Origin of the sequence: Streptomyces sp. NPDC050315 (assembly GCF_040655775.1) — a bacterium.
GTDB lineage: Bacteria > Actinomycetota > Actinomycetes > Streptomycetales > Streptomycetaceae > Streptomyces.
The window spans coordinates 199,431-220,820 of sequence record NZ_JBFAKN010000010.1 but is presented as its reverse complement, the minus strand read 5'-3'; the positions used below and the strand labels follow the sequence as shown (position 1 = coordinate 220,820).

Here is a 21,390-nt window from a genome sequence, read left to right as displayed (position 1 = left end):
GGAATCTCCATCCGGCGGGGGTGCCGGGCGGGAACTTCGCCAGATGCCCGCGCGCTTGCATACAGTGACAGAACTTCCTCGCAAGCGGATCGAAGGGACGTACATGCCTATGGGTCACACGGCCACAGAACAAGCCGGCTCCGGCGGCCTGACAGCAACCGAGCACCGGCTGGCCAATGGCCTGCGCGTGGTGCTCTCGGAGGACCACCTGACCCCCGTCGCGGCGGTCTGCCTGTGGTACGACGTCGGCTCCCGCCACGAGGTGAAGGGCCGCACGGGCCTTGCGCACCTCTTCGAGCACCTGATGTTCCAAGGGTCGGCGCAGGTCAAGGGCAACGGTCACTTCGAGCTGGTGCAGGGCGCCGGCGGCTCGCTCAACGGCACCACGAGCTTCGAGCGCACGAACTACTTCGAGACCATGCCGGCGCACCAGCTGGAGCTCGCCCTGTGGCTGGAGGCGGACCGGATGGGTTCGCTGCTGGCCGCGCTGGACGAGGAGTCGCTGGAGAACCAGCGCGACGTGGTGAAGAACGAGCGCCGTCAGCGGTACGACAACGTGCCGTACGGGACCGCGTTCGAGAAGCTGACGGCGATGGCCTACCCGGAGGGCCACCCGTACCACCACACGCCCATCGGGTCCATGGCCGACCTGGACGCCGCCTCTCTGGAGGACGCGCGGAATTTCTTCCGCACGTACTACGCGCCCAACAACGCCGTGCTGTCCATCGTGGGCGACATCGACCCCGAGCAGACGCTCGCCTGGGTGGAGAAGTACTTCGGGTCCATCCCCGGCCACGACGGCAAGCAGCCGCCGCGGGACGGCTCGCTGCCCGAGATCATGGGCAAGGAACTGCGCGAGGTCGTGCACGAGGAGGTGCCCTCGCGGGCCCTGATGGCGGCGTACCGGCTGCCGCACGACGGCACCCGTGAGGCTGATGCCGCGGACGTCGCGTTGACGATCCTGGGTGGCGGCGAGTCCTCCCGGCTCTACAACCGCCTGGTACGCCGTGACCGCACCGCCGTCGCTGCGGGCTTCGGCCTGCTGCGCCTGGCGGGCGCGCCCTCGCTGGGCTGGCTGGACGCGAAGACCTCGGCCGGCGTGGAGGTGCCCGCCATCGAGCGCGCCGTCGACGAGGAGCTGAAGCGCTTCGCCGAGGAGGGCCCGACCGCCGAGGAGATGGAGCGCGCGCAGGCCCAGTTGGAGCGCGAGTGGCTGGACCGCCTGGAGACGGTCGCCGGGCGCGCGGACGAACTGGCCCGGTACGCGGTGCTGTTCGGCGACCCGCAGCTCGCGCTGAACGCCGTACAGCGCCTTCTGGACATCACCCCGGAGGAGGTCAAGGCGGTCGCCGCGGCCCGGCTGCGCCCCGACAACCGCGCGGTGCTCGTCTACGAGCCGACCCGGCCCGCCGAGGCCGCGGCCGCGGCCGCAGGGGAGCCGGAGGCCGCCGCTGCCGCCGTCCAGACCGAGACCGAGACGAAGACCGAGGAGGCGGCCCAGTGACCGACGCCGTGACCCCGACCATGACCTTCCACCCGCAGCCGCAGGCCGGGCAGCCGAAGCCGTGGGCGTTCCCGGCCCCGGTGCGCGGCGCGCTCGGCAACGGCCTGACGGTGCTGCGCGCCGACCGCCCGGGCCAGCAGCTGGTCGCCGTCGAGATCAACATCGTCGCGCCGCTGGACTCCGAGCCCGAGGGCCTGGACGGCGTCGCCACGATCATGGCGCGGGCGTTCTCCGAGGGCACCGACAAGCACGACGCCGAGGAGTTCGCCGCCGAGCTGGAGCGCTGCGGCGCCACGCTGGACGCGCACGCGGACCACCCCGGTATCCGCGTCTCCCTGGAGGTGTCGGCCTCCCGCCTCGTCAAGGCGCTCGGCCTGCTCGCCGACGCCCTGCGCGCCCCGGCCTTCCCGGACAGCGAGATCGAGCGCCTGGTGCGCAACCGTCTGGACGAGATCCCGCACGAGCTGGCCAACCCGGCCCGGCGCGCCGCGATGGCCCTCTCCAAGGAGCTGTTCCCGGCCACCTCCCGGATGTCCCGGCCGCGCCAGGGCACCGAGGAGACGGTGGCGCGCATCGACGCCGCCGCGGTCCGCGCCTTCTACGAGGCGCATGTACGCCCCGCCACGGCCACCGCCGTCGTCGTCGGCGACTTCGCCGGGGTGGACCTCGACGCGGCGCTGGAGGACACCCTCGGCGCCTGGACCGGCTCCGCCGCCGAGCCGGTGGCCGCCTCGCCCATCACCGCCGACGACAGGGGCCGCGTGGTCATCGTGGACCGCCCCGGCGCCGTCCAGACGCAGCTGCTGATCGGCCGCATCGGTGCCGACCGGCACGACCGCGTCTGGCCGGCCCAGGTGCTCGGCACGTACTGCCTGGGCGGCACGCTCACCTCCCGCCTGGACCGGGTGCTGCGCGAGGAGAAGGGCTACACCTACGGGGTGCGCGCCTTCGGGCAGGTACTGCGCTCCTCCGAGGACGGCACGGGCGCCGCGATGCTCGCCATAAGCGGTTCGGTCGACACGGAGTCCACGGGGCCGGCGCTGGAGGACCTCTGGAAGGTGCTGCGGACGCTGGCCGCCGAGGGCCTGACCGACGCCGAGCGCGACGTGGCGGTGCAGAACCTGGTCGGGGTGGCGCCGCTGAAGTACGAGACGGCCGCGGCCGTCGCCGGGACGCTGGCCGACCAGGTCGAGCAGCACCTCCCCGACGACTTCCAGGCGGAGCTGTACCGGCGGATGGCCGAGACCGGCACGGTCGAGGCGACCGCCGCCGCGGTCAGCGCCTTCCCGGTGGACCGGCTCGTCACGGTCCTGGTGGGCGACGCCGCGCAGATCGCGGAGCCGGTGCGGAAGCTGGGCATCGGCGAGGTGTCGGTCGTCACGGGCTGACGCGGAGCGGGCGGGGGCGGTTGCGGTGGTGAATCGGCCTGCGCGATACGGCGGAAGGCCGGGCCGGAACGCGCCGTACCGGTACCGTCACAGGCTGACTTGAACCGCACCAACACCGCTCACATAGCAGGACATAAAGGGTCCCGGGTCGCTAAAGCGGCCCGGGATCTTTGCTTTTGTCCGGAATGCTGTAGGCGGTTGCCTCCACCTCGTGTGGCGTCCGGCACAAACTCCCGATTCTGTTTGCTGATCGCGAGATGTCCCCTTTAGCGTCGGTCCGGCTGTTCGTCAGAAGTGCGCCGCGCCCGCGGCCGCCGGGCAGTCATCGCCGAGTCCCCGTACGGCGCGAGCCAGGGGAGCCGGGGACCCACATGTCCCCTTGGGGTGAATCGGCGTCCTCCCCGGAGGCCGCCGTAGGAGACCTTCCTGCTCCGAACCCGTCAGCTAACCCGGTAGGCGAGAAGGAAGGAAAGGAGTGCGCCGGTCATGGCGTTCACCCGTGCCACCGGCAAGCACCGCCGCCCCGGCCGTGCTGCCCGGACCACCCGCAACATCGCCGGCATAGCCGCCGCGACCGGCGTCGTCGTCTCCATCGCCTCCCCGGCGCTGGCCGCGAACGAGGACCCGGCCGCCACCGACACCGGCCTGACCCGCGCGATCGCCGAGACCGGTGACCGGGTCGCCGACAACATCGTCGCCCAGGCCGACGCGCAGGAGGAGGCCGCCGAGGTCGCCGCCGCCCGTGCGCAGGTCGAGGAAGCCGCCGTCAAGAGCGCCGAGGCCGCCAAGAAGCAGGCCCAGGAGGCCCAGCGCAAGGCCGCCGCCGAGGCCGCCGAGAAGAAGGCCGCCGCCAAGAAGAAGGCGACGGAGGAGCGCGCCTCGCGCTCCGACGCCCGCACCACCCTCAGCGCCAGTGGCTTCGTCGCGCCGATCGCCGGCAGCTACGTCTCCACGCCGTACAAGGCGTCCAGCGGCCTGTGGTCCTCCGGCAGCCACTCCGGCATCGACTTCCACGCCGCCTCCGGCACCGCTGTCCACGCCGTCGGCGCGGGCACCGTCGTCGAGGCCGGTTGGGGCGGCGCCTACGGCAACAACATCGTCCTGAAGATGGACGACGGCACCTACACCCAGTACGGCCACCTGTCGTCCATCGGCGTCTCGGTCGGCCAGAAGGTCTCCGCGAACCAGCAGATCGGACTGTCCGGCAGCACCGGTAACTCCACCGGCCCGCACCTGCACTTCGAGGCGCGCACCGGCCCGGACTACGGTTCGGACATCGACCCGGTCGCCTACCTGCGCTCGCACGGCGTCAGCGTCTGAGGCCCCGAGCCTCTGAGGAGCGCAGGAACGCTGCGCCTCTGTACCACCCGAAGCCCCGGCCCCCGGCCGGGGCTTCGGCGTCTCCGTATGCGCTCCCGTCCCCGGCTCCCCGGAACTCCCGCCCTTTGGCCAAAAAATATCCATGAATTCGTGACGGCCATCGGAAATGCCGGTCAGGTGTCATAGAGTCACGGAAAAGGCGCCGTCCGGACGGCGTTTCCAGCGGATTACGGCGGAGGCACCGACGATGCGAGGGAACATTTCGGCGCATGCGGTCTGCACGGCGATTCGCGACGACATCGTCTCCGGAACGTTCCCGCCCGGCTCCCGGCTGATCGAGGAACTGCTCGCGTCCCGGTACGGCGTCTCCCGCGTCCCCGTAAGAGAAGCGCTGCGCACACTGGAGTCCGAGGGCTTCGTCACCACGCGGCGGCACGCGGGCGCGTGCGTCGCCGAGCCGACCGAGCAGGAGGCCGCCGACCTCCTGGACATCCGCCTCCTCCTGGAGCCCCTCGGGGCCGCCCGCGCCGCGGCCCGCCGCTCGGCGGCCCACCTGAAGGTACTGCGCGGCCTGGTCCGCCTCGGCCGCGCGAGAGCCCGCCACGGCAACGCCGCCGACCTGCGGCAACTGGACGGCTGGTTCCACGAGACGCTCGCCCAGGCGTCCGGCAGCGCGAGCATGACGGCGCTGCTCACTCAGGTGCGCCGCAAGATCGACTGGGTGTACGCGATCGACCTGGACCACCCGTCGCCCGGCGAGGCGGACCGGTCCTGGCAGGAGCACGGCGCGATCGTGGACGCCGTGGCGCGCGGCGACGCCGAGCGCGCCCGCGCACTGACCGCCGCGCACGTGGAGCACGCGCTGCCCGCCCACCGGCTGCGCCGTCCCGCACCCGCGGTGAGGGAAGCGAAACCGTCCGTAAACACGGCGCGCGTACGGAATTAACACCGCTGCCGTATACAACTCCTGGGGAATTCCGTACCCCTGCTCCGCCGTGCCCGAATTCTTTTTAACCCGGGCCCGAATGTCTTTTGCGCCCAGTCCGGCCGACGCGCGGAATTCCCCGTTTTTCGTCCCGTACTCGACGGCTCCCCGCCCCGCCGCAATGCGAACGGCCCCGCCCGTGACCCGTAAGAGGTCACCGTGGCGGGGCCGTGACGGCGGAACCGGGCGGTGTGCGGCCGCCGGCCTGCCCGAAGGGTCAGACCGTCTCCGGGAGCTCCTCGAGGCCCTCGGAGACGAGCTTCGCCAGGCGGTCCAGCGCGGCGTCGGCGCCGTCGGCGTCCGAGGCCAGCACGATCTCCTCGCCACCCTGGGCGCCCAGGCCCAGGACCGCGAGCATCGAGGCGGCGTTGACGGGGTTGCCGTCGGCCTTGGCGATCGTGACCGGTACGCCGGAAGCGGTGGCCGCACGGACGAAGATCGAGGCGGGGCGGGCGTGCAGACCCTCGGCCCATCCGACATTGACGCGGCGCTCAGCCATGGTGTTGCCCTTCGAGTAGGGAAAGTTGTCTAGACCAGTCTCTCACGGGGGCACCGGTGGTCCGGTGTGCCCAGCCCCGTGAGGGCTCGGATCCTAGAAGTCCAAGCCTGCGTCACGCCCAGGCTGTACGCATGCTGAGACCAGGCCGCACACACCGTCCCGCTCCGGAGTACGTACGGTCGCATCCAGGGCGCTTCCGGGCACTTCGGTCCGCCCCCGGATACGCGCGCGGTCGTACGCTGTCCGCATGGAGACGCCGTCGGATGCCGCCGCCTACCCCGCCCACTGGGAAGCCGACGTGGTGCTGCGCGACGGCGGCACCGCCCGGATCCGCCCCATCACCCCGGACGACGCGCAGCGCCTGGTCTCCTTCTACGAGCAGGTCTCCGACGAGTCGAAGTACTACCGGTTCTTCGCGCCCTACCCCCGGCTCTCCGACCGCGACGTGCACCGCTTCACCCACCACGACTACGTGGACCGAGTGGGGCTCGCCGCCTTCGTGGGCGGCGAGATGATCGCCACCGTCCGGTACGACCGCATCAACGCCGACGGCCGGCCCGCCACCGGCCCCGACGCCGACCAGGCCGAGATCGCCTTCCTCGTACAGGACGCGCACCAGGGCCGCGGCGTCGCCTCCGCGCTCATGGAGCACGCCGCGGCCGTCGCCCGCGAGCGCGGCATCCGCCGCTTCGCCGCCGAGGTGCTGCCCGCCAACACCAAGATGATCAAGGTGTTCACGGACGCCGGGTACACCCAGAAGCGCACCTTCGAAGACGGCGTCGTCCGCCTCGAATTCGACCTGGAACCCACCGAGCAGTCCGTGGCCGTCATGCGCGGCCGCGAGCACCGCGCCGAGGCCCGCTCCGTACAGCGGCTGCTCGCCCCCGGATCGATCGCCGTCATCGGTACGGGGCGCGCCCCCGGAGGCGTCGGCCGCGCCGCCCTCCGGAACATCCTCGACTCCGGCTTCACCGGCCACACGTATGCGGTCAACCACGCCTTCCCCGAAGGCGGCAGCACGCTGGACCCGGAGGGCGTGCCGGCCCACCGCTCTCTCAGGGACATCCCCGGCCCCGTCGACCTGGCCGTCGTCGCCGTGCCCGCCGCGCACGTCCCCGATGTCGTGCGCGACTGCGGCGAACACGGCGTACAGGGGCTGGTCATCCTCACCTCCGGTTACGCGGAGGCCGGCCCCGAAGGACGCGAGAAGCAGCGCGCACTGCTGCGCCAGGCCCGCTCGTACGGCATGCGGCTGGTCGGCCCGAACGCCTTCGGGCTGATCAACACCGCGCCCGCCGTCCGCCTCAACGCCTCCCTCTCGCCCCGGCTGCCCGGCGCGGGCAGGGTCGGCCTCTTCACCCAGTCCGGCGCGATCGGCATCGGGCTGCTGGCCGCCCTCCAGGAGCGCGGCCCCGGAGACGGCGCGATCGCCGGCGTCTCCACCTTCGTGTCGGCCGGCAACCGCGCCGACGTCTCCGGCAACGACCTGCTCCAGTACTGGTATGAGGACCCCGACACCGACGTCGCGCTGCTCTACCTGGAGTCGATCGGCAACCCCCGCAAGTTCACCCGGCTCGCCCGCCGCACCGCCGCCGCCAAGCCCGTCGTGGTCGTCAAGGGTGCCCGGCACAGCGGCACCGTCCCGCTCGGCCACACCGTCCCCACCACCCGCGTCCCCGACGCCACCGTCTCCGCGCTCATGCGGCAGGCCGGCGTCATCCGGGTCGGCACGCTCACCGAACTGATCGACGCGGGGCTGCTGCTCGCCTCCCAGCCGCTGCCCGCCGGCCCCCGGGTGGCGATCCTCGGCAACTCCGAAGCGCTCGCCCTCCTCGCGTACGACGCGTGCCTTACTGAGGGGCTGCGCCCGCAGCGCCCCGATGTCCTGCCCTTCGCCGCCACCACCGCCGACTTCCGCGCGGCGCTGGCCCGGGCCCTGGCCAACGACCGCATCGACGCGGTCGTCCTCACCGCCATCCCCTGGGTCGCCGAGGGCAGCAGCGCGGACCCGGAGGAGATCGCCGCCCTCGCCCGGGCCCTGCGTGAGGCCGCGGCCGAGGGACCCGCCAAGCCCGTCACCGTCGTACACCTGGCCATGGAGGAGCTGGCGGGGGCGCTCTCGGGGACGACGGGGACGACAGGGGAGCCGGGGACGATCGGGGAGCCGGGGGCCACGGACAGGCCGGAAGCCGCCGAGAACGCCGCAGAAGCGCCGGAGACGCGCCCCGCCACCCCGCCCCGCATCCCCGCCTACCCAGCCGCCGAACGCGCCGTACGCTCCCTCGCCGAGGCCGTCCGGTACGCCGCCTGGCGCCGCGAGTCCGCCGTACCGGGCAAGGTCCCCGAGTACGAGGACATCGAGGAGACCGCCGCGGGCGCGGACATCGAACGTCTCCTCGACGAGCTCACCGCCGAGACCGAACCGCACCGCTCCGTGGCGCTGCCGCCCGACGAGGCCGCCGCCCTGCTCGGCCGCTACGGCATCCGCGTCCGCGCCGCACTCCCCGCACCCGACCCGGACGCCGCCGCACGCGCCGCCGATGCCCTCGGCTACCCCGTCGCCCTGAAGACCACCGCACCGCACCTGAGGCACCGCGCCGACCTCGGGGGCGTGCGCCTCGACCTCCCCGGAGAACGCGCCCTGCGCCGCGCCTACGAAGAGCTGACCGACTTCCTCGGGAAGCCCGAAGAGCTGCGCCCGGTGGTGCAGGCGATGGTGCCGCGCGGCGTGGACACCGTGATCCGCGCCTCCATCGACCCGGCGGCCGGCGCCGTCCTCTCCTTCGGACTGGCCGGCGCCCCCTCCCAGCTCCTCGGCGACATGGCCCACCGCCTCATCCCCGCCACCGACCGGGACGTCGCCGAGCAGATCCGCTCCATCAGGAGCGCGCCGCTGCTCTTCGGGTGGCGCGGCTCGCAGCCCGTGGACAGCGCCGCGCTGGAAGAACTGCTGCTGCGCGTCTCCCGGCTCGTCGACGACCACCCCGAGGTCGTCGGCATCGACCTGGAACCGGTCGTCGTCGCCCCCCAGGGCCTCGCCGTCCTCGGCGCCTCCGTACGCCTCGCCCGGCCCCCCGCCACCACCGACCTCGGCCCCCGCCGCCTCCCTGTGTACTGAGCCCCGGCCCGCCGCCTGCGGCCCGTACCGGGCACGGCGCCCCGTAGGATGGACCCCATGGCTAAGACCGGTACGACGACCCAGGGGCTGCGCGCGGCAATCGAGCGCAGTGGCTATTACCCGGCACTCGTGTCCGAGGCGGTGCAGGCCGCGGTGGGCGGCGAGCCGGTGGTGTCGTACCTGGTCCACCAGGAGACGACCTTCGACGCGAACGAAGTGCGCCGCCACGTCACGGTGCTGGTCCTCACCGGCACCCGCTTCATCGTCAGCCACACCGACGAGCAGGCCGCGGACGCCACGTCGCCGACGCCGTACGCCACCACCTCCACCGAGTCGGTGAAGCTCGGCCGCATCTCCTCCGTCGTACTCAGCCGCGTCGTCGCCAACCCCGAGGCCTACACCCCTGGTCAGCTGCCCCGCGAGGTCGTGCTGACCATCGGCTGGGGCGCCGTCTCCCGGCTCGACCTGGAGCCCGCCAGCTGCGGCGACCCGAACTGCGAAGCCGACCACGGCTACACCGGCTCCTCCACCGCCGACGACCTCTCGCTGCGGGTCAGCGAGGCCGGCGACGGCCCGGACACCGTCCGGCAGACGCTCGCCTTCGCCCAGGCGCTCTCCGAAGCCACCGCCGCCTCGGCCGCCCGCTGATGACGGGTTACGCCGTGGACGCGGCATCGGCCTGGCCCGAGCCGCTCGACCTCGCCACCGCGCCGGTACCCCGCTACGGCACGGGTGCCCTCGCCGACCTCCTCCCCGCCATCACCGCGGGCCAGGGCCTGGCGCACGCGCAGCCGACGAGCCTGGAACTGGCACCCGCCGACCGCGCCTGCGTCTTCCTGATCGACGGCCTGGGCTGGGAGCTGCTGCGCGCCCACCCGGACGAGGCGCCGTTCCTGACCTCGCTGCTGGGCACGTCCATGAACGGCACCGGGCTGCCCATGACGGCCGGTTTCCCGTCCACCACGGCCACTTCCCTGGCCTCGGTCGGCACAGGCCTGCCACCGGGCGCACACGGCCTCGCCGGATACACCGTCCAGGACCCCGACACCGGCGCGCTGATGAACCAGCTGCGCTGGCACCCGTGGACGGACCCGTACGCCTGGCAGCCGTACCCCACGGTCTTCCAGCAGGCGCACGCGGCGGGCATCCACACCTGCCAGGTCTCGGCGCCGAACTTCGAGCGCACCCCGCTCACCGAGATCGCGCTCAGCGGCGGCACCTTCCACGGCCGGCTCTCCGGCGAGGACCGCATGGACCTAGCCGCCGAGCAGCTCGCTGCCGGCGACCGTTCGCTGGTCTACACCTACTACTCGGAGGTCGACGGCAAGGGCCACCGCTACGGCGTCGACTCCGACGCCTGGCGCGGCCAGCTGATGTACGTCGACCGGCTCGCCGAGCGCCTCGCCGAGCAGCTCCCGCCCCGCTCCGCCCTCTACATCACCGCGGACCACGGCATGATCGACATCCCGTTCGACCCGGAGTCGCGCGTCGACTTCGACGAGGACTGGGAACTGAGCGCGGGCGTACGCCTACTGGGCGGCGAGGGCCGCTGCCGCCACGTGTACGCGCACCCGGGCGCGGCCGACGACGTGCTCGCGGTCTGGCGCGAGGTGGTCGGCGACCAGATGTGGGTGGCCGGCCGCGAGGAGGCCATCGCCGCCGGCTGGTTCGGGCCGCACGTCGACGACCGCGTACGGGGCAGGATCGGCGACGTGGTGGCCGCCGCCCACGCCGACATGGTCATCATCGCAAGCCAGAACGAACCGCGAGAATCAGCCATGGTCGGCATGCACGGCTCCATGACCCCGATCGAACAACTCGTCCCCCTCCTGGAAGTCCGCACCTGACGCACGCGGGCCGCGCGCTGGCCGCACCTGTCGCGCGGCGAGCGCACCTGACGCGCGTCGGCTGCGTTGTCAGTGGCACCCGTTACTGTGTTGAGCAGGGGTTCCGCATCCCCCTATGGGGGGAAGTGGAGGGTGAAACGGTACGGCACTCACCCGCCCTCCCTCCCCGAGGCGCAGCGGTCTCTCCTCCCCGAGGGATGGCGGCTCCCCTCCCCGAGGGCCAGCGACCGCCGGAACAGAACGGCACCCACCCGAACTCCCCTCTCCGTACGACCCGATTGCCGTCGGCAGGCCCCGACGCGCCCGAAAGGCAACTTGAACCCCCCATGGCTGAACTGGTGTTCTTCAGCGGCACGATGGACTGCGGAAAGTCGACTTTGGCGCTCCAAATCGGCCACAACCGCTCGGCTCGGGGGCTGCAGGGCGTGATCTTCACGCGGGACGACCGTGCAGGGGAGGGAAAGCTGTCCTCGCGTCTGGGGTTGGTTACGGACGCGGTGGAGGCGACCCCGGGGATGGACCTCTACGGGTACCTCGTGGAGCAGATGACGCACGGCAGCAAGGTCGATTACGTCATCGTGGACGAGGCCCAGTTCCTCGCGCCCGAGCAGATCGATCAGTTGGCCCGGATCGTGGACGACCTCGGCCTGGACGTCTTCGCTTTCGGCATCACCACGGATTTCCGTACGAAGCTGTTCCCGGGGTCGCAGCGGTTGATCGAGTTGGCCGACCGGATCGAGGCGTTGCAGGTCGAGGCGATGTGCTGGTGCGGCGCCCGGGCCACGCACAATGCCCGCACGGTGGGCGGCGAGATGGTGGTCGAGGGCGAGCAGGTGGTGGTCGGCGATGTGGACATGCCCGCAGAGGAGATCGGTTACGAGGTCCTGTGCCGACGCCATCACCGTAAGCGGATGACGAGCACTGCGGCACGATCGGCGGCGCTGTCACCCGACGTGCTGCCGGTCATCTCCGACTGAGGTCGGTACGTAGCCTCGCGTCGGCACGCACGCTCGCACCGGTGATCACAGACACGGTGTGGCTCAAACGGTAGGAGGGCTGGCGGAAGACCCGCGTCGGTGGCGAGGAACCTGTGACCACTACCTCATTCATCTGCAGTCGCCCGTCACTCAGAAAGAGCCACCTCCATCGCGCCTCCGGCGCTTTTCCACCAGTGTTGAACAAAGAGGTATGGAGTCGATCAGCAGGTCTTTAGCCTCTGCCAAGTGACCGACAACTCTCCGGAACAGGCGGGTACTTCGAACACGCCGCCAGGTGTTTCGGACGACCCGGCGTCGGGTCAACCGGACAACGGGTCCCCGGACATGCCCGGCCCGGACCAGCGGCGTCGAAAGGCTCCGCGCTGGCTGGTGCGTGCGGCTACCGACGCCGAGGAGCAGCTGGCGGACAACACAAAGCGGCTCGCGCTGACTTTTCTGGCCAACCTGGTCGTCCTACTCGGGACTGGTGCTGTCTGGTATGCCAGGGGCGGTGACATCACCCTGGTCGGCAGTGTCGTGGGCGCGCTCCTGGTGCTGAGTGGCGGCATGCTGCCGCTCATCAAAGGGAATGGCCAGGACAGTGAGGAGAAGCCGCTGTGGCCGCCCCTGATGCTGCTGGTCGTCCCAACTGCGGTGCTGGCCGTCGCGCTGCCGGCCTTGGCAGCGTCCGTCTGGTATGGCGCACGCCCGGTGGACCTCACTCACGAATTCGAGCTCAAGCCCGAGGGCCCTTTCATGCAGGGCATGACGGTGACCGCGTCCACGCACACGGACCGCACCAAGCCCCGCCTGTTCATTACCTTCGCCGGATCGGAGTACGACCAGTCCGCTCCGGTCTGCGCCCCCTCAAGCAGGTTCACTGTGGCACTCCGGTCGGGCGCAGGGCGCGGCGATACGCAGTCCGGCCGATCCGGAAAGGAGTTCGTCTTCGAACTCGGCCGGAATCACGAGGACATCCGTCTCGCCGTTCGAATGACGGCGGAACCCAATTGCGCGCTCCTCTTGTCGGTGGCTTCGGCACGCGTGGACGACTGACGGCGAAACGGGCGAGGGCGATCACGTCCCCGCGGGGCGGAGGCGACGACGGTGGCGCGGAATCACATGACACGGCGGACGCGGGTCGGCGCGCTGGCGGCTGTTGTGGCCCTCGTCATGGCGTCGGGTTGCGGCGGTGATGACGACGGCGGCGACAAGACGCCCATCATCGGCCAGCCCGGCAAGACCGTGCACATCGCTACCGCGTTCGATCAGCCGGGTTTCAATCTGTTCGCCCGTCACCACAACCGCGGCTTCGACATGGACATCGCCTTCTATCTGGGCGAGGAGCTGGGATTTACTCCGAAGTTCCAGGACGTTACGCACGCCGGGCGTGAGCGTGAACTCCAGGACGGGTCCGCCGACATGGTCATCGCGACATACTCGATTACACCGAAGCGGCAGCAGAAGGTCGACTTCATCGGGCCCTATCTCATGACTTCGCAGGGTTTCCTTGTACGCAGGGACTACAACGGCATCAAGAAGGAGAAGGACATCGGTGGCAAAACGCTGTGCACCGTCGAAGGCACGACTCCTGCCAGAGTCCGCATGCCTCCCAGCACGGTCGTGAACGAGGTCCCCGACTACTCGACCTGTGTGTCCAAGCTCCAAGGGGGCGGCGTCGACGCGGTGTTCAGCGACGAGGCGCTGCTCTTTGGCTACGTGGAACAGCAGAAGAAGAGTAAAGTCCCACTGAAGGTAGTCCCAAACGTCACGATGGGGCTCATCAACCGCTACGGAATCGGGATCCCGAAGGGCCACCGCGATGACTGCAAGCGGCTCCTCAAGGCCCTGCGGAAATACCTCGTCGAGGAGTGGTCCAGCGATATCAAGGCACAGCTGCCCGCACTTGTCGAAACGTATTCGGGAGACTGGGAAAACCGATTCAAGCCCGATCCACAGGATCTCAACACGTACTCCTCCTGCCGGGTCTGACCCCTCGCGCCCGGTCGGCTCCTCGGTGAACCACTTGCCGATGCCGGGCTGTTTGAAGGGTTGCTTGCAGAGCGCGATCTTTACGCGGGATGACCGTGCGGGGGGGAGGGGAAGCTGTCGTCGCGCAGCGACTGCCGGTCGACGCGGGGGAGTGAGCTGCCGGGCGGGTAGAGGCGCCGAGGCGGGGTGTCGGCGCCCCCTCGTGGTCACGCCGGTCGCTGTACCACCAGGAATTCCGCGCCCTCCCGGTCGGCGACCGTCGCCAGTCTCCCGTGGGGCGAGTCGTGGGGGGCGGCGGTTACCTGGCCGCCCAGCTCTGTGACTCGGCGGGCTGCTGCGTCTGTGTCGGAGACTGCGAAGTACGTTGTCCAGTGAGGGCCGCGCTCTCGGGGCAGCGCGTCGCCCGCTCCGTGGATGCTCGCCACCGGGCGTCCCTTGAGGCACAGTGTCAGGTCGTCGCCTTCGGGGGCGGGCGCCGGCTCTGTCTCGAAGTCGAAGACGTGTTCGTAGAATCTGCCGGCCGGGGCGGCCTCTGGGGTCACGAGCTCGTTCCACGCCAGGGTGCCCGGCTCGCCGACCACCGCCGTGCCCTTCATGGTGTGGCCCTGCCAGATCCCGAAGACCGCGCCCTGCGGGTCCGAGGCGAGTGCCATTCGCCCCGCGTGGTCGGCGTCCAGCGGGCCGACGCCGACAGTGCCGCCGCAGGCGCGGATGCGTTCGGTGACGGCGTCCGCGTCGTCGCTCGCCAGGTAGGGCGTCCAGGCGATGGACAGCTGCCGTTCGGCGGGCAGTACCCCCATCCCGGCCACCTCCCGGCCGGCCGACAGCGCCCGTACGTAGGGACCGAGTTGCTGCGGCCCCGGACGGAACTCCCAGCCGAACAGCGCACTGTAGAAGTCCTGCGTGGCGGGCAGGTCGTGCACCATGAGACTCACCCAGCAAGGGGTGCCGGGCGTCCGCCGGCTCGCTGCCTCGGTCGTCATCGTCGCTTGCTCCTCGGGCCATCAGGGGTGGGGACCGTACGGATAGAGGCTGTGCCGTGCAGATGCTCGCACTCCCCGGCAGGTGGTGCGGGTCGGCCGCGCCGCCGGTCGCGCGACCCGTTGTGCGGTCGGCCCGTAGAGCGCCCGATCTGATGACGCAGTGTCGTTTCTGCCGATGTCACCGTCCTGTGTGAAGACCCCCTCGGCCACGTAGTGATGAGCCGGTCCATCTACGCCCTCACGACTTGCCCGTGGGCGGCGTAGAACGGTCGGGACTGCGCAAGGATGGGGCCATGAATGCCATCATCTCCGCTACCGAACTGGCGAGCGAGCTGGCGGGCGGGACGCCTCCGGTGCTCCTCGATGTCCGCTGGCAGCAGGGCGGCCCGTCCGGGCACGCCGAGTACGCGACCGGCCATCTGCCCGGCGCCGTCTACGTAGACCTCGACGCCGATCTGGCCGGGCCAGCCGGTTCCGGGGGCCGCCACCCGCTGCCGGACCCGGAGGGCTTCGCGGCGGCCATGCGCGCGGCCGGCGTCTCTCAGGACCGCGCGGTGGTCGTGTACGACGGCGGACAGGGCTGGGCGGCGGCCCGCGCCTGGTGGCTGCTGCGCTGGGCGGGCCACGAGGACGTACGCGCCCTGGACGGCGGGCTGCCGGCCTGGCGGGCGGCGGGCGGCGAGTTGACCGACGAGGAGCCCGCTCAGAAGCCCGGCGACTTCACGGCGGCGCCCGGGTCGGTGCCGGTGCTGAACGCCGACGAGGCGGCCGCGCTGGCCCGGCGCGGGGTGCTCCTGGACGCGCGGGCGGGGGAGCGCTACCGGGGCGAGGTCGAGCCCATCGACCCGGTCGCCGGCCACATCCCCGGCGCACGCTCCGCCCCGACGGTCGAGAACGCCGCCGACGACGGCAGGTTCCGGCCGGCCGCCGAACTGGCCGAGCGCTTCAGCGCCCTGGGGGCCGTGCCGGGCGCCGAGGTCGGTGTCTACTGCGGCTCGGGCGTTTCCGCCGCGCACGAGGTGCTGGCGCTGGCGGTGGCGGGCGTTCCGGCGGCCCTCTACGTCGGCTCCTGGAGCGAGTGGTCGGGCGACACGTCCCGGCCGGTGGCCACGGGGCCCGAGGCGGGTTGAGCCTCGCGCCCTGAGGCGGGCCGAGTCACGGGCCCTGAGGCAGGCTGAGTCACGGGGCCCGAGGCGGGCTGAGAGGGCGAACCAGGGGCGGTACGCGGGCGGGTGCGAGGAGGGGGCACCCGCCGATCCCGCCCCCTACGGCGCGAGATCGGTTGCGCGTGGGCCGGGCCCCGCAGGACCGTTTCCGCACGCGGGCAGCCCAAGGCCGGACCGCGCCCTGGGCCGACCGCTCCGAGGTCAGGCGTCCGGCTTCTTGCGGCGCGTGCCGAAGACGATCTCGTCCCAGCTGGGCACGGCGGCGCGGCGGCCGGGGCGGACGCCGTCCGCTTCGGCCTGGCGGTCGGTCGTACCCGTGAGCCGGTCCCGGTGCCCCGCGACGGCGCGCGGCATCAGTACGTCGGCGTACGCGGAGCCGGCGCCCGCGCTCGCCGCCGGGGCGGCCTCCTCCTCGACCTCGGGCTCCGCGGCCGGCTCGTCGTCCGGCGGCGTCTTCGGTTCGGGGACGACCAGGTCGCCCCGGAAGCTCGGCACCGCCTCCAGCAGGCTGGTCAGCGAGTCGCGCGGGTCCCGCTCCTCGGTCTCCTCGACGGCGGCCGAGGCCGAAGCGGAGGCCGCGGGCACGTCCTCCTCGGGGGTGGCCGGCGGCGCGGGCCGCTCCGCGGGCTGCGGGCGGTCCAGGCTCCGGTCCAGCGGCCGGTCCCGGGGCAGCCGGGCGATCCGCGGCACGAACGGGAAGCTCGGCTCCGGGCTGTCGTCGGTCTCGCCGATCAGCGCCCGCGCCTCGTCGTCCACGGCCTGTACGAGCCGCCGGGGCGGGTCGTACGTCCAGCTCGCGGAGTGCGGTTCGGTCGCGACCCGGTAGACCAGCAGCACTTCCCAGGTGCCGTCGTCCCGGCGCCAGGAGTCCCACTGCACGCTGTCCTTGTCGGCGCCGCGCAGCAGCAGCCGCTCGGCGACCGCCTCGCCCAGCTGCGGACCGGTGTTCTCGCCGGGCCGGCGCACGGGCGTCTTGCGGGCGCGCTCGGCCATGAACGCGCGCTCTGCCAGTACGGGGCCCTCGAAGCGCCGCACCCGGTCGACGGGGATACCGGCGAGCTGCGCGACCTCCTCGGCGGAGGCGCCGGCCCGTATACGGGCCTGGATGTCGCGTGGCCGGAGGTGGCTCTCCACCTCGATCTCGATCTGGCCCAGGCGTGCGCGGTCATTGCGCACCGCGGCACGCAGCCGCTCGTCGATCGGCAGCGTGTACTCGGTGCTGTCCGCAGCCTTGAGCACCAGCCGTGTGCCGTCGTTCGAGACGGCCACGACACGCAGTTCGGGCATGGGGACCTCCCGGGTGGTGCCTGCCGACGTCACGTGCGTCGCTGCTTCCGCTAGTCGAGTGTGGCCTGCCCGGGTGCAGCCTGCCACAACATTGCCGAGTTGCCCGGCGTGTCAGGCTGTGGCCCTGAAACGCCGTTATGACACGGTAACCAGTTTGCAACCTCCGGTGACCGTACCGGTTGCCCTGTGTACCAGCACCCCGTGCCGAGTGGCGGCGCCCCGGGGCGAGAGCCGCCTTGCGGGCCCCTCCCGTGGGTCCGGGCAGCCGGACGGGAAACCGGGGCCAGGATTCGCAACAGTACTCCATTCGGACCACCGGGGTGGGGCGCCGCGCCGCCAAGTTTTCCCTGCCCAGCGGAGTTCGGTCGCCTTGTCGACCTCTCTACTTATGTGACCGGATGGCGGGTCGCACAGAATCGTGTGACCTGGTTCACAAAATCGCCAGAAACGGAACTATTCAGTCCGCCCAAATGTCCCTTCTCTGTGCAAGACGGATCGAAGCGTCGCTCAAGGGCCGAGGATGGACGATAGAACCGAAAGCCAGACAAAGAAGACCGGGAAGGGGAAACGGATCGACCTGAGCGTCGCCCAGGTGGCGGGCAGCGCGCTCGCGGCGGCGGTCGCCGCATACCTGGCCGGACGGCTCGGCGTCTACGGGACGGTCATCGGCGCCGGCGTGGTCAGCGTGGTCGCCACCACCGGCGGCTCGGTCTTCCAGCACCTCTTCCGGCGCACCGGGGAACAGGTCAAGGAGGCGACGGTCAGCACGCGGCCCCGGCCGCGCCGCCGTCAGGAGCTCGGCAGCCGGACGACGGCCCCCAGTACGGGTGCGCGCGGGGCGACCCGCGTCAGGTCCGCGTCCTCGGCGGGCGTGACGATGGTGCTTCCGACGTTCGACCGCGGCGGTACGGAGGACGAGATCACCTCCGTGGCGGCGGCCAGGAACGCCGACGCGACTCGGACCCTGCCCAGCTCGCCCGCACTCGACGAAACCCAGGTACTCACCGTCCCGCCCGCGGCCGACGAGACGCAGGTCCTCACCCCGCCCGGTGCGGAGGACGCGACCCGGCCGGTGCCGCAGCAGGACGCGCGCACGATGGCGCTGCGCACCGTGGAGGAGCCGCCCGGCGGCGCTTCTGTGGCGGAGACCCCCGAAGCGGAGTTCAGGACGCTGTACGGCACTCGGCTGCGCGGCCGGCGCCGCACCTTGCTCGCCGCGCTCGCGGTCTTCCTGCTCGCGATGGCCGGGGTCACCGCCTTCGAGCTGGCCACCGGGCACGACGCCGCGGGCGGCAACGGCACGTCGGTCAGCAACTTCTTCCGCTCCGGCGGGGGCGGCGACAGCGCCCCGACGACGCCGACGCCGCAGCCGAGTACGTCCACCGAGGACACCGACCCCGGTGGTGCCACCGAGGGACCGACCCCGCAGCCGGACGCCACGGACGGCAGTACGGACAGCGGTTCCGACGCGCACTCGGGGGCGGACAGCGGCAGCGACACGGGGAGCGGCTCGGACGACGGGACCACCTCGCCCAGCCCCTCGCCGAGCGACGGCGACGAGTCCCCGGACCCGGAGCCCACGCCGACCGATGGCGCGGACGATGGCGCGACCAGCAGCCCGGACAGCGGGAGCGGCGCCGACGGCGCCCAGGACGCCGGACAGACCCCGGCTCCCGGCTCTCCCTGAGCCGCGGGCCAGGGGCGGCAGCCAGCGGCCCGGAAGGTGCGCCCCGCGTCAGTCCCCGAGCACCCGCCGCAGGTACGCGTTGCCGAACACCCGCTGCGGGTCCAGCCGGTCCCGCAGCGCGGTGAACTCGCCGAAGCGCGGGTAAGCGGTGGCGAGATACTCCGCGTCCCGGGTGTGCAGCTTCCCCCAGTGGGGACGGCCGCCGTGCGCGGTCATGATGCGCTCGGCGGCCGTGAAGTACGCCTCGTGGGGCGTGCCCCGGTACATGTGCATCGCTATGTAGGCGGTGTCCCGCCCGGAGGCGGTGGAGAGCGGGATGTCGTCCCCGGGGGCGGTGCGCACCTCTACGGGGAAGCTGATCCGGAAGGCGGAGCGCTCGACCAGTGCGCGCAGCTCCTGTAGTGCCGCGACCGCTGCCTCCCGGGGCACGGCGTACTCCATCTCCACGAAGCGCACCCGGCGCGGGCTGGTGAACACCTTGTACGGGATGTCGGTGTACGTACGGGCGGACAGCGCGCGGCTGGAGAGCTTGGCGATGCCGGGGATGGCGGCGGGCAGCGCCTTGCCGACCGCGCAGGCCACCTGGAAGAGGCCGTTGGAGAGCAGCTCGTCCTCGACCCAGCCGCTGACGGCGCCGTTCGGTGCCGCGGGGCCCTGGCTCCGGTTGTTGCGCTTGGTGTTGCAGTTCCCGGTGTGCGGGAACCAGTAGAACTCGAAGTGCTCGTTCTCCGCGACGAGCGCATCGAAGTCCGCGGTCACCCGGTCGAACGGCATCGGCTCCTCACGGGCGGTGAGCAGGAACTCCGGTTCGACGGCGAAGGTCAGCTCCGTGAGCACGCCGAGCGCGCCCAGGCCGAGCCGGGCCGCCGCGAAGACGTCGGCGTTCTCCTGTGCGGAGCAGCGCAGTACGGAGCCGTCGGCGGTGACCAGCTCCAGGGCCACGATCTGCGCGGAGAGCGAGGCGGAGTCCCGGCCGGTGCCGTGCGTACCGGTGCTGGTGGCGCCCGAGACGGTCTGCTCCATGATGTCGCCCATGTTGGCCAGCGACAGGCCGTGCGCGGAGAGCGCCGCGTTCATGTCCTTCAGGGGCGTGCCCGCGGCCACGGTGACGGTGCCGGCGGCGCGGTCCACCTTCCGTATGCCGGTGAGCCGTTCGGGCCGTATGAGGAGTCCTTCGGTGGCCGCCGCGGGCGTGAAGGAGTGGCCGGTGCCGGCCGCCTTCACGGTCAGCCCCTCGGAGGCCGCTTGCCGTACGGCCGCCGCCAGCTCCTCCGTGGAGGCCGGTGCGACGCTCCGTACGGGGCGGGCCTCGACGTTCCCCGCCCAGTTACGCCACACGCTCTCCCGAACCGCTCCGGTCACTGTCATCTGCGCCCAGCCCTCCCGTCACCCGGGGCGAGGGGGTCCCCGCCCGCGTCGCCGCCGGCCGCAGCCGGCGGTATCCGAGGAACGCGACCGCGGCCGCGAGCGCTCCGGCCGCGACCGGCACGACGTACCCCGTACGGGCCCCGGCCGCGTCCACCACCCAGCCGGCGGCCGACGAGCCGAGCGCCACCCCGACCGCGAGCCCGGTGCTCGTCCAGGTCATTCCCTCGGTCAGTTGCGCGCGCGGTACGTGCTGCTCGACCAGGGCCATGGTGGTCACCATCGTCGGTGCGATGGTCAGCCCCGCGACGAAGAGCGCCACGGCCAGAAACGGCAGGTTCCCGACCAGTTGGAGCGGGATCATACTCACGGCCATCGCGAGCACGCCCAGTACCCAGCGGCGCGCTGCCGGGCCCGAGGGGCGCAGCATCCCGAAGACCGCGCCCGCCGTGCAGGACCCCAGCGCATAGATCGCCAGGACGACGCTGGCCGCGCCCTTGTGACCCTCGGCCTCCGCGAAGGCCACCGTGACCACGTCGATCGCCCCGAAGATCGCGCCGGTGGCCATGAAGGTGACGACCAGGACCTGTAGGCCCCGGGAGCGCAGCGCGGAGCCCTTCGTGTGGTGCTCGCGCGGGTGCGGTACGGGTTCGGTCGCGCGCTGCGCGGTCAGCCAGAAGACGCCCGCCGCCAGGAAGACGGCGGCCAGCAGCGGCCCGGCCTCGGGGAACCACGAGGTGGAGAGCCCGATGGCGAGGATCGGGCCGACGATGAAACAGAACTCGTCGACGATCGACTCCCAGGAGTACGCGGCGTGCAGCATCTCGGGGGAGCCGCGGTGCACTTCCGCCCACCGGGAGCGCACCATCGCGCCCACGCTCGGCACGCAGCCCGCGCAGGCCGCGAAGACGAAGAGAGTCCAGTCGGGCCAGCGCTGCTGTGCCGCCGTCAGCAGGGCGGCGAGCGCGGCCAGTGCGACGAGGGTGGCCGGGCGCAGCACCCGGCGCTGGCCGTGCCGGTCCACCAGCCGGGAGATCTGCGGTCCGAGCACGGCGGCGGAGAGCGCGACGGTCGCGGAGAGCGCGCCCGCCAGGCCGTAGCGGCCGGTGAGCTGGGAGACCATCGTGACGATGCCGATGCCGGTCATGGAGAGCGGCATGCGCCCCAGGAACCCGGCGGCGGTGAAGGACTTGGTGCCGGGCCGGGCGAACAGGGCGCGGTAGGGACTGGGCAAGGGGGCGCTCCGCCGAGTGAGGATCCGCGGGAACCGCG

At 72.0% G+C, this 21,390-nt stretch carries 17 protein-coding genes and 1 riboswitch; of the genes, 12 read left to right on the top strand and 5 right to left on the bottom strand.

From position 1 onward, the window contains the following. Positions 1–109: 109 nt before the first annotated feature. The 4 genes from AB0I82_RS31890 to AB0I82_RS31875 all read left to right on the top strand — a co-directional run bounded on the left by AB0I82_RS31890 (position 110) and on the right by AB0I82_RS31875 (position 5,158). Positions 110–1,504, top strand: a complete 1,395-nt coding sequence (locus AB0I82_RS31890) for a pitrilysin family protein (protein ID WP_363260997.1) — start codon at positions 110–112, stop codon at positions 1,502–1,504. 20 nt (positions 1,505–1,524) lie between these two features. After that, positions 1,525–2,892, top strand: coding sequence for a pitrilysin family protein (locus tag AB0I82_RS31885; protein WP_363260995.1), 1,368 nt, complete (start codon positions 1,525–1,527; stop codon positions 2,890–2,892). 316 nt (positions 2,893–3,208) lie between these two features. Beyond that, positions 3,209–3,366: riboswitch (cyclic di-AMP (ydaO/yuaA leader) on the top strand. A 12-nt stretch (positions 3,367–3,378) separates the two neighbouring features. After that, complete coding sequence (locus AB0I82_RS31880) at positions 3,379–4,212, top strand: M23 family metallopeptidase (RefSeq protein WP_363260916.1); 834 nt, start codon at positions 3,379–3,381, stop codon at positions 4,210–4,212. A gap of 247 nt (positions 4,213–4,459) precedes the next feature. Continuing rightward, positions 4,460–5,158 carry a GntR family transcriptional regulator gene (locus tag AB0I82_RS31875; RefSeq protein WP_363260915.1) on the top strand — a complete coding sequence of 233 codons (699 nt, stop codon included), beginning with the start codon at positions 4,460–4,462 and terminating at the stop codon, positions 5,156–5,158. A gap of 256 nt (positions 5,159–5,414) precedes the next feature. Here AB0I82_RS31875 and AB0I82_RS31870 read toward each other — a convergent pair whose 3' ends face one another. Then, positions 5,415–5,696 carry an HPr family phosphocarrier protein gene (locus AB0I82_RS31870; protein WP_363260913.1) on the bottom strand — a complete coding sequence of 94 codons (282 nt, stop codon included), beginning with the start codon at positions 5,694–5,696 and terminating at the stop codon, positions 5,415–5,417. A gap of 247 nt (positions 5,697–5,943) precedes the next feature. Here AB0I82_RS31870 and AB0I82_RS31865 point away from each other — a divergent pair, with 247 nt between their 5' ends. The 6 genes from AB0I82_RS31865 to AB0I82_RS31840 all read left to right on the top strand — a co-directional run bounded on the left by AB0I82_RS31865 (position 5,944) and on the right by AB0I82_RS31840 (position 13,630). Continuing rightward, positions 5,944–8,814, top strand: a complete 2,871-nt coding sequence (locus tag AB0I82_RS31865; protein ID WP_363260912.1) for a GNAT family N-acetyltransferase — start codon at positions 5,944–5,946, stop codon at positions 8,812–8,814. 57 nt (positions 8,815–8,871) lie between these two features. Further along, positions 8,872–9,462 carry a DUF5998 family protein gene (locus AB0I82_RS31860; RefSeq protein WP_363260911.1) on the top strand — a complete coding sequence of 197 codons (591 nt, stop codon included), beginning with the start codon at positions 8,872–8,874 and terminating at the stop codon, positions 9,460–9,462. Next, complete coding sequence (locus tag AB0I82_RS31855; RefSeq protein ID WP_363260910.1) at positions 9,462–10,661, top strand: nucleotide pyrophosphatase/phosphodiesterase family protein; 1,200 nt, start codon at positions 9,462–9,464, stop codon at positions 10,659–10,661. Before AB0I82_RS31860 ends, AB0I82_RS31855 begins: the two co-directional genes overlap by 1 nt. Positions 10,662–10,987: 326 nt before the next feature. After that, positions 10,988–11,638, top strand: coding sequence for a thymidine kinase (locus tag AB0I82_RS31850; RefSeq protein WP_363260909.1), 651 nt, complete (start codon positions 10,988–10,990; stop codon positions 11,636–11,638). 246 nt (positions 11,639–11,884) lie between these two features. Beyond that, a complete protein-coding gene (locus tag AB0I82_RS31845) occupies positions 11,885–12,694 on the top strand; it encodes a hypothetical protein (RefSeq protein ID WP_363260908.1) in 810 nt (269 codons plus the stop codon). 66 nt (positions 12,695–12,760) lie between these two features. After that, complete coding sequence (locus AB0I82_RS31840) at positions 12,761–13,630, top strand: transporter substrate-binding domain-containing protein (RefSeq protein WP_363260907.1); 870 nt, start codon at positions 12,761–12,763, stop codon at positions 13,628–13,630. Positions 13,631–13,836: 206 nt separating this feature from the next. Here AB0I82_RS31840 and AB0I82_RS31835 read toward each other — a convergent pair whose 3' ends face one another. After that, positions 13,837–14,613 (bottom strand): VOC family protein, encoded by a 777-nt coding sequence (locus AB0I82_RS31835; RefSeq protein ID WP_363260906.1) that lies wholly within the window; start codon positions 14,611–14,613, stop codon positions 13,837–13,839. Positions 14,614–14,906: 293 nt separating this feature from the next. Between AB0I82_RS31835 and AB0I82_RS31830 the strand changes: the two genes are divergently transcribed. Continuing rightward, positions 14,907–15,743, top strand: a complete 837-nt coding sequence (locus tag AB0I82_RS31830) for a sulfurtransferase (RefSeq protein ID WP_363260905.1) — start codon at positions 14,907–14,909, stop codon at positions 15,741–15,743. A 237-nt stretch (positions 15,744–15,980) separates the two neighbouring features. On the opposite strand, the gene sepH is transcribed toward AB0I82_RS31830, so the two are convergent. Next, positions 15,981–17,099: a septation protein SepH gene (gene sepH, locus AB0I82_RS31825; RefSeq protein ID WP_363260904.1), complete on the bottom strand. Its 1,119-nt coding sequence runs from the start codon at positions 17,097–17,099 to the stop codon at positions 15,981–15,983. Between the two features lie 487 nt (positions 17,100–17,586). On the opposite strand from sepH, the gene AB0I82_RS31820 reads away from it, so the two are divergent. Beyond that, complete coding sequence (locus AB0I82_RS31820; RefSeq protein WP_363260903.1) at positions 17,587–18,753, top strand: hypothetical protein; 1,167 nt, start codon at positions 17,587–17,589, stop codon at positions 18,751–18,753. Between the two features lie 48 nt (positions 18,754–18,801). Here the strand turns inward: AB0I82_RS31820 and AB0I82_RS31815 are convergent, their stop codons facing one another. Both AB0I82_RS31815 and AB0I82_RS31810 read right to left on the bottom strand, forming a co-directional pair. Next, positions 18,802–20,121, bottom strand: a complete 1,320-nt coding sequence (locus tag AB0I82_RS31815) for a D-arabinono-1,4-lactone oxidase (protein ID WP_363260902.1) — start codon at positions 20,119–20,121, stop codon at positions 18,802–18,804. Beyond that, the gene (locus AB0I82_RS31810) at positions 20,081–21,352 is read right to left on the bottom strand and encodes an MFS transporter (protein WP_363260901.1); all 1,272 of its coding nucleotides are present in this window, start codon (positions 21,350–21,352) and stop codon (positions 20,081–20,083) included. The genes AB0I82_RS31815 and AB0I82_RS31810 overlap by 41 nt, the downstream gene beginning before the upstream one ends. Positions 21,353–21,390 lie beyond the last annotated feature (38 nt).

What these genes read in the sequence shown, in the direction of transcription:
- AB0I82_RS31890 (WP_363260997.1), top strand. Translation starts at nt 110, where the DNA reads ATGGGTCACACGGCCACAGAACAAGCCGGCTCCGGCGGCCTGACAGCA.
- AB0I82_RS31885 (WP_363260995.1), top strand. Translation starts at nt 1,525, where the DNA reads ATGACCTTCCACCCGCAGCCGCAGGCCGGGCAGCCGAAGCCGTGGGCG.
- AB0I82_RS31880 (WP_363260916.1), top strand. Translation starts at nt 3,379, where the DNA reads ATGGCGTTCACCCGTGCCACCGGCAAGCACCGCCGCCCCGGCCGTGCT.
- AB0I82_RS31875 (WP_363260915.1), top strand. Translation starts at nt 4,460, where the DNA reads ATGCGAGGGAACATTTCGGCGCATGCGGTCTGCACGGCGATTCGCGAC.
- AB0I82_RS31870 (WP_363260913.1), bottom strand. Translation starts at nt 5,696, where the DNA reads ATGGCTGAGCGCCGCGTCAATGTCGGATGGGCCGAGGGTCTGCACGCC.
- AB0I82_RS31865 (WP_363260912.1), top strand. Translation starts at nt 5,944, where the DNA reads ATGGAGACGCCGTCGGATGCCGCCGCCTACCCCGCCCACTGGGAAGCC.
- AB0I82_RS31860 (WP_363260911.1), top strand. Translation starts at nt 8,872, where the DNA reads ATGGCTAAGACCGGTACGACGACCCAGGGGCTGCGCGCGGCAATCGAG.
- AB0I82_RS31855 (WP_363260910.1), top strand. Translation starts at nt 9,462, where the DNA reads ATGACGGGTTACGCCGTGGACGCGGCATCGGCCTGGCCCGAGCCGCTC.
- AB0I82_RS31850 (WP_363260909.1), top strand. Translation starts at nt 10,988, where the DNA reads ATGGCTGAACTGGTGTTCTTCAGCGGCACGATGGACTGCGGAAAGTCG.
- AB0I82_RS31840 (WP_363260907.1), top strand. Translation starts at nt 12,761, where the DNA reads ATGACACGGCGGACGCGGGTCGGCGCGCTGGCGGCTGTTGTGGCCCTC.
- AB0I82_RS31835 (WP_363260906.1), bottom strand. Translation starts at nt 14,613, where the DNA reads ATGACGACCGAGGCAGCGAGCCGGCGGACGCCCGGCACCCCTTGCTGG.
- AB0I82_RS31830 (WP_363260905.1), top strand. Translation starts at nt 14,907, where the DNA reads ATGAATGCCATCATCTCCGCTACCGAACTGGCGAGCGAGCTGGCGGGC.
- AB0I82_RS31820 (WP_363260903.1), top strand. Translation starts at nt 17,587, where the DNA reads ATGGACGATAGAACCGAAAGCCAGACAAAGAAGACCGGGAAGGGGAAA.
- AB0I82_RS31815 (WP_363260902.1), bottom strand. Translation starts at nt 20,121, where the DNA reads ATGACAGTGACCGGAGCGGTTCGGGAGAGCGTGTGGCGTAACTGGGCG.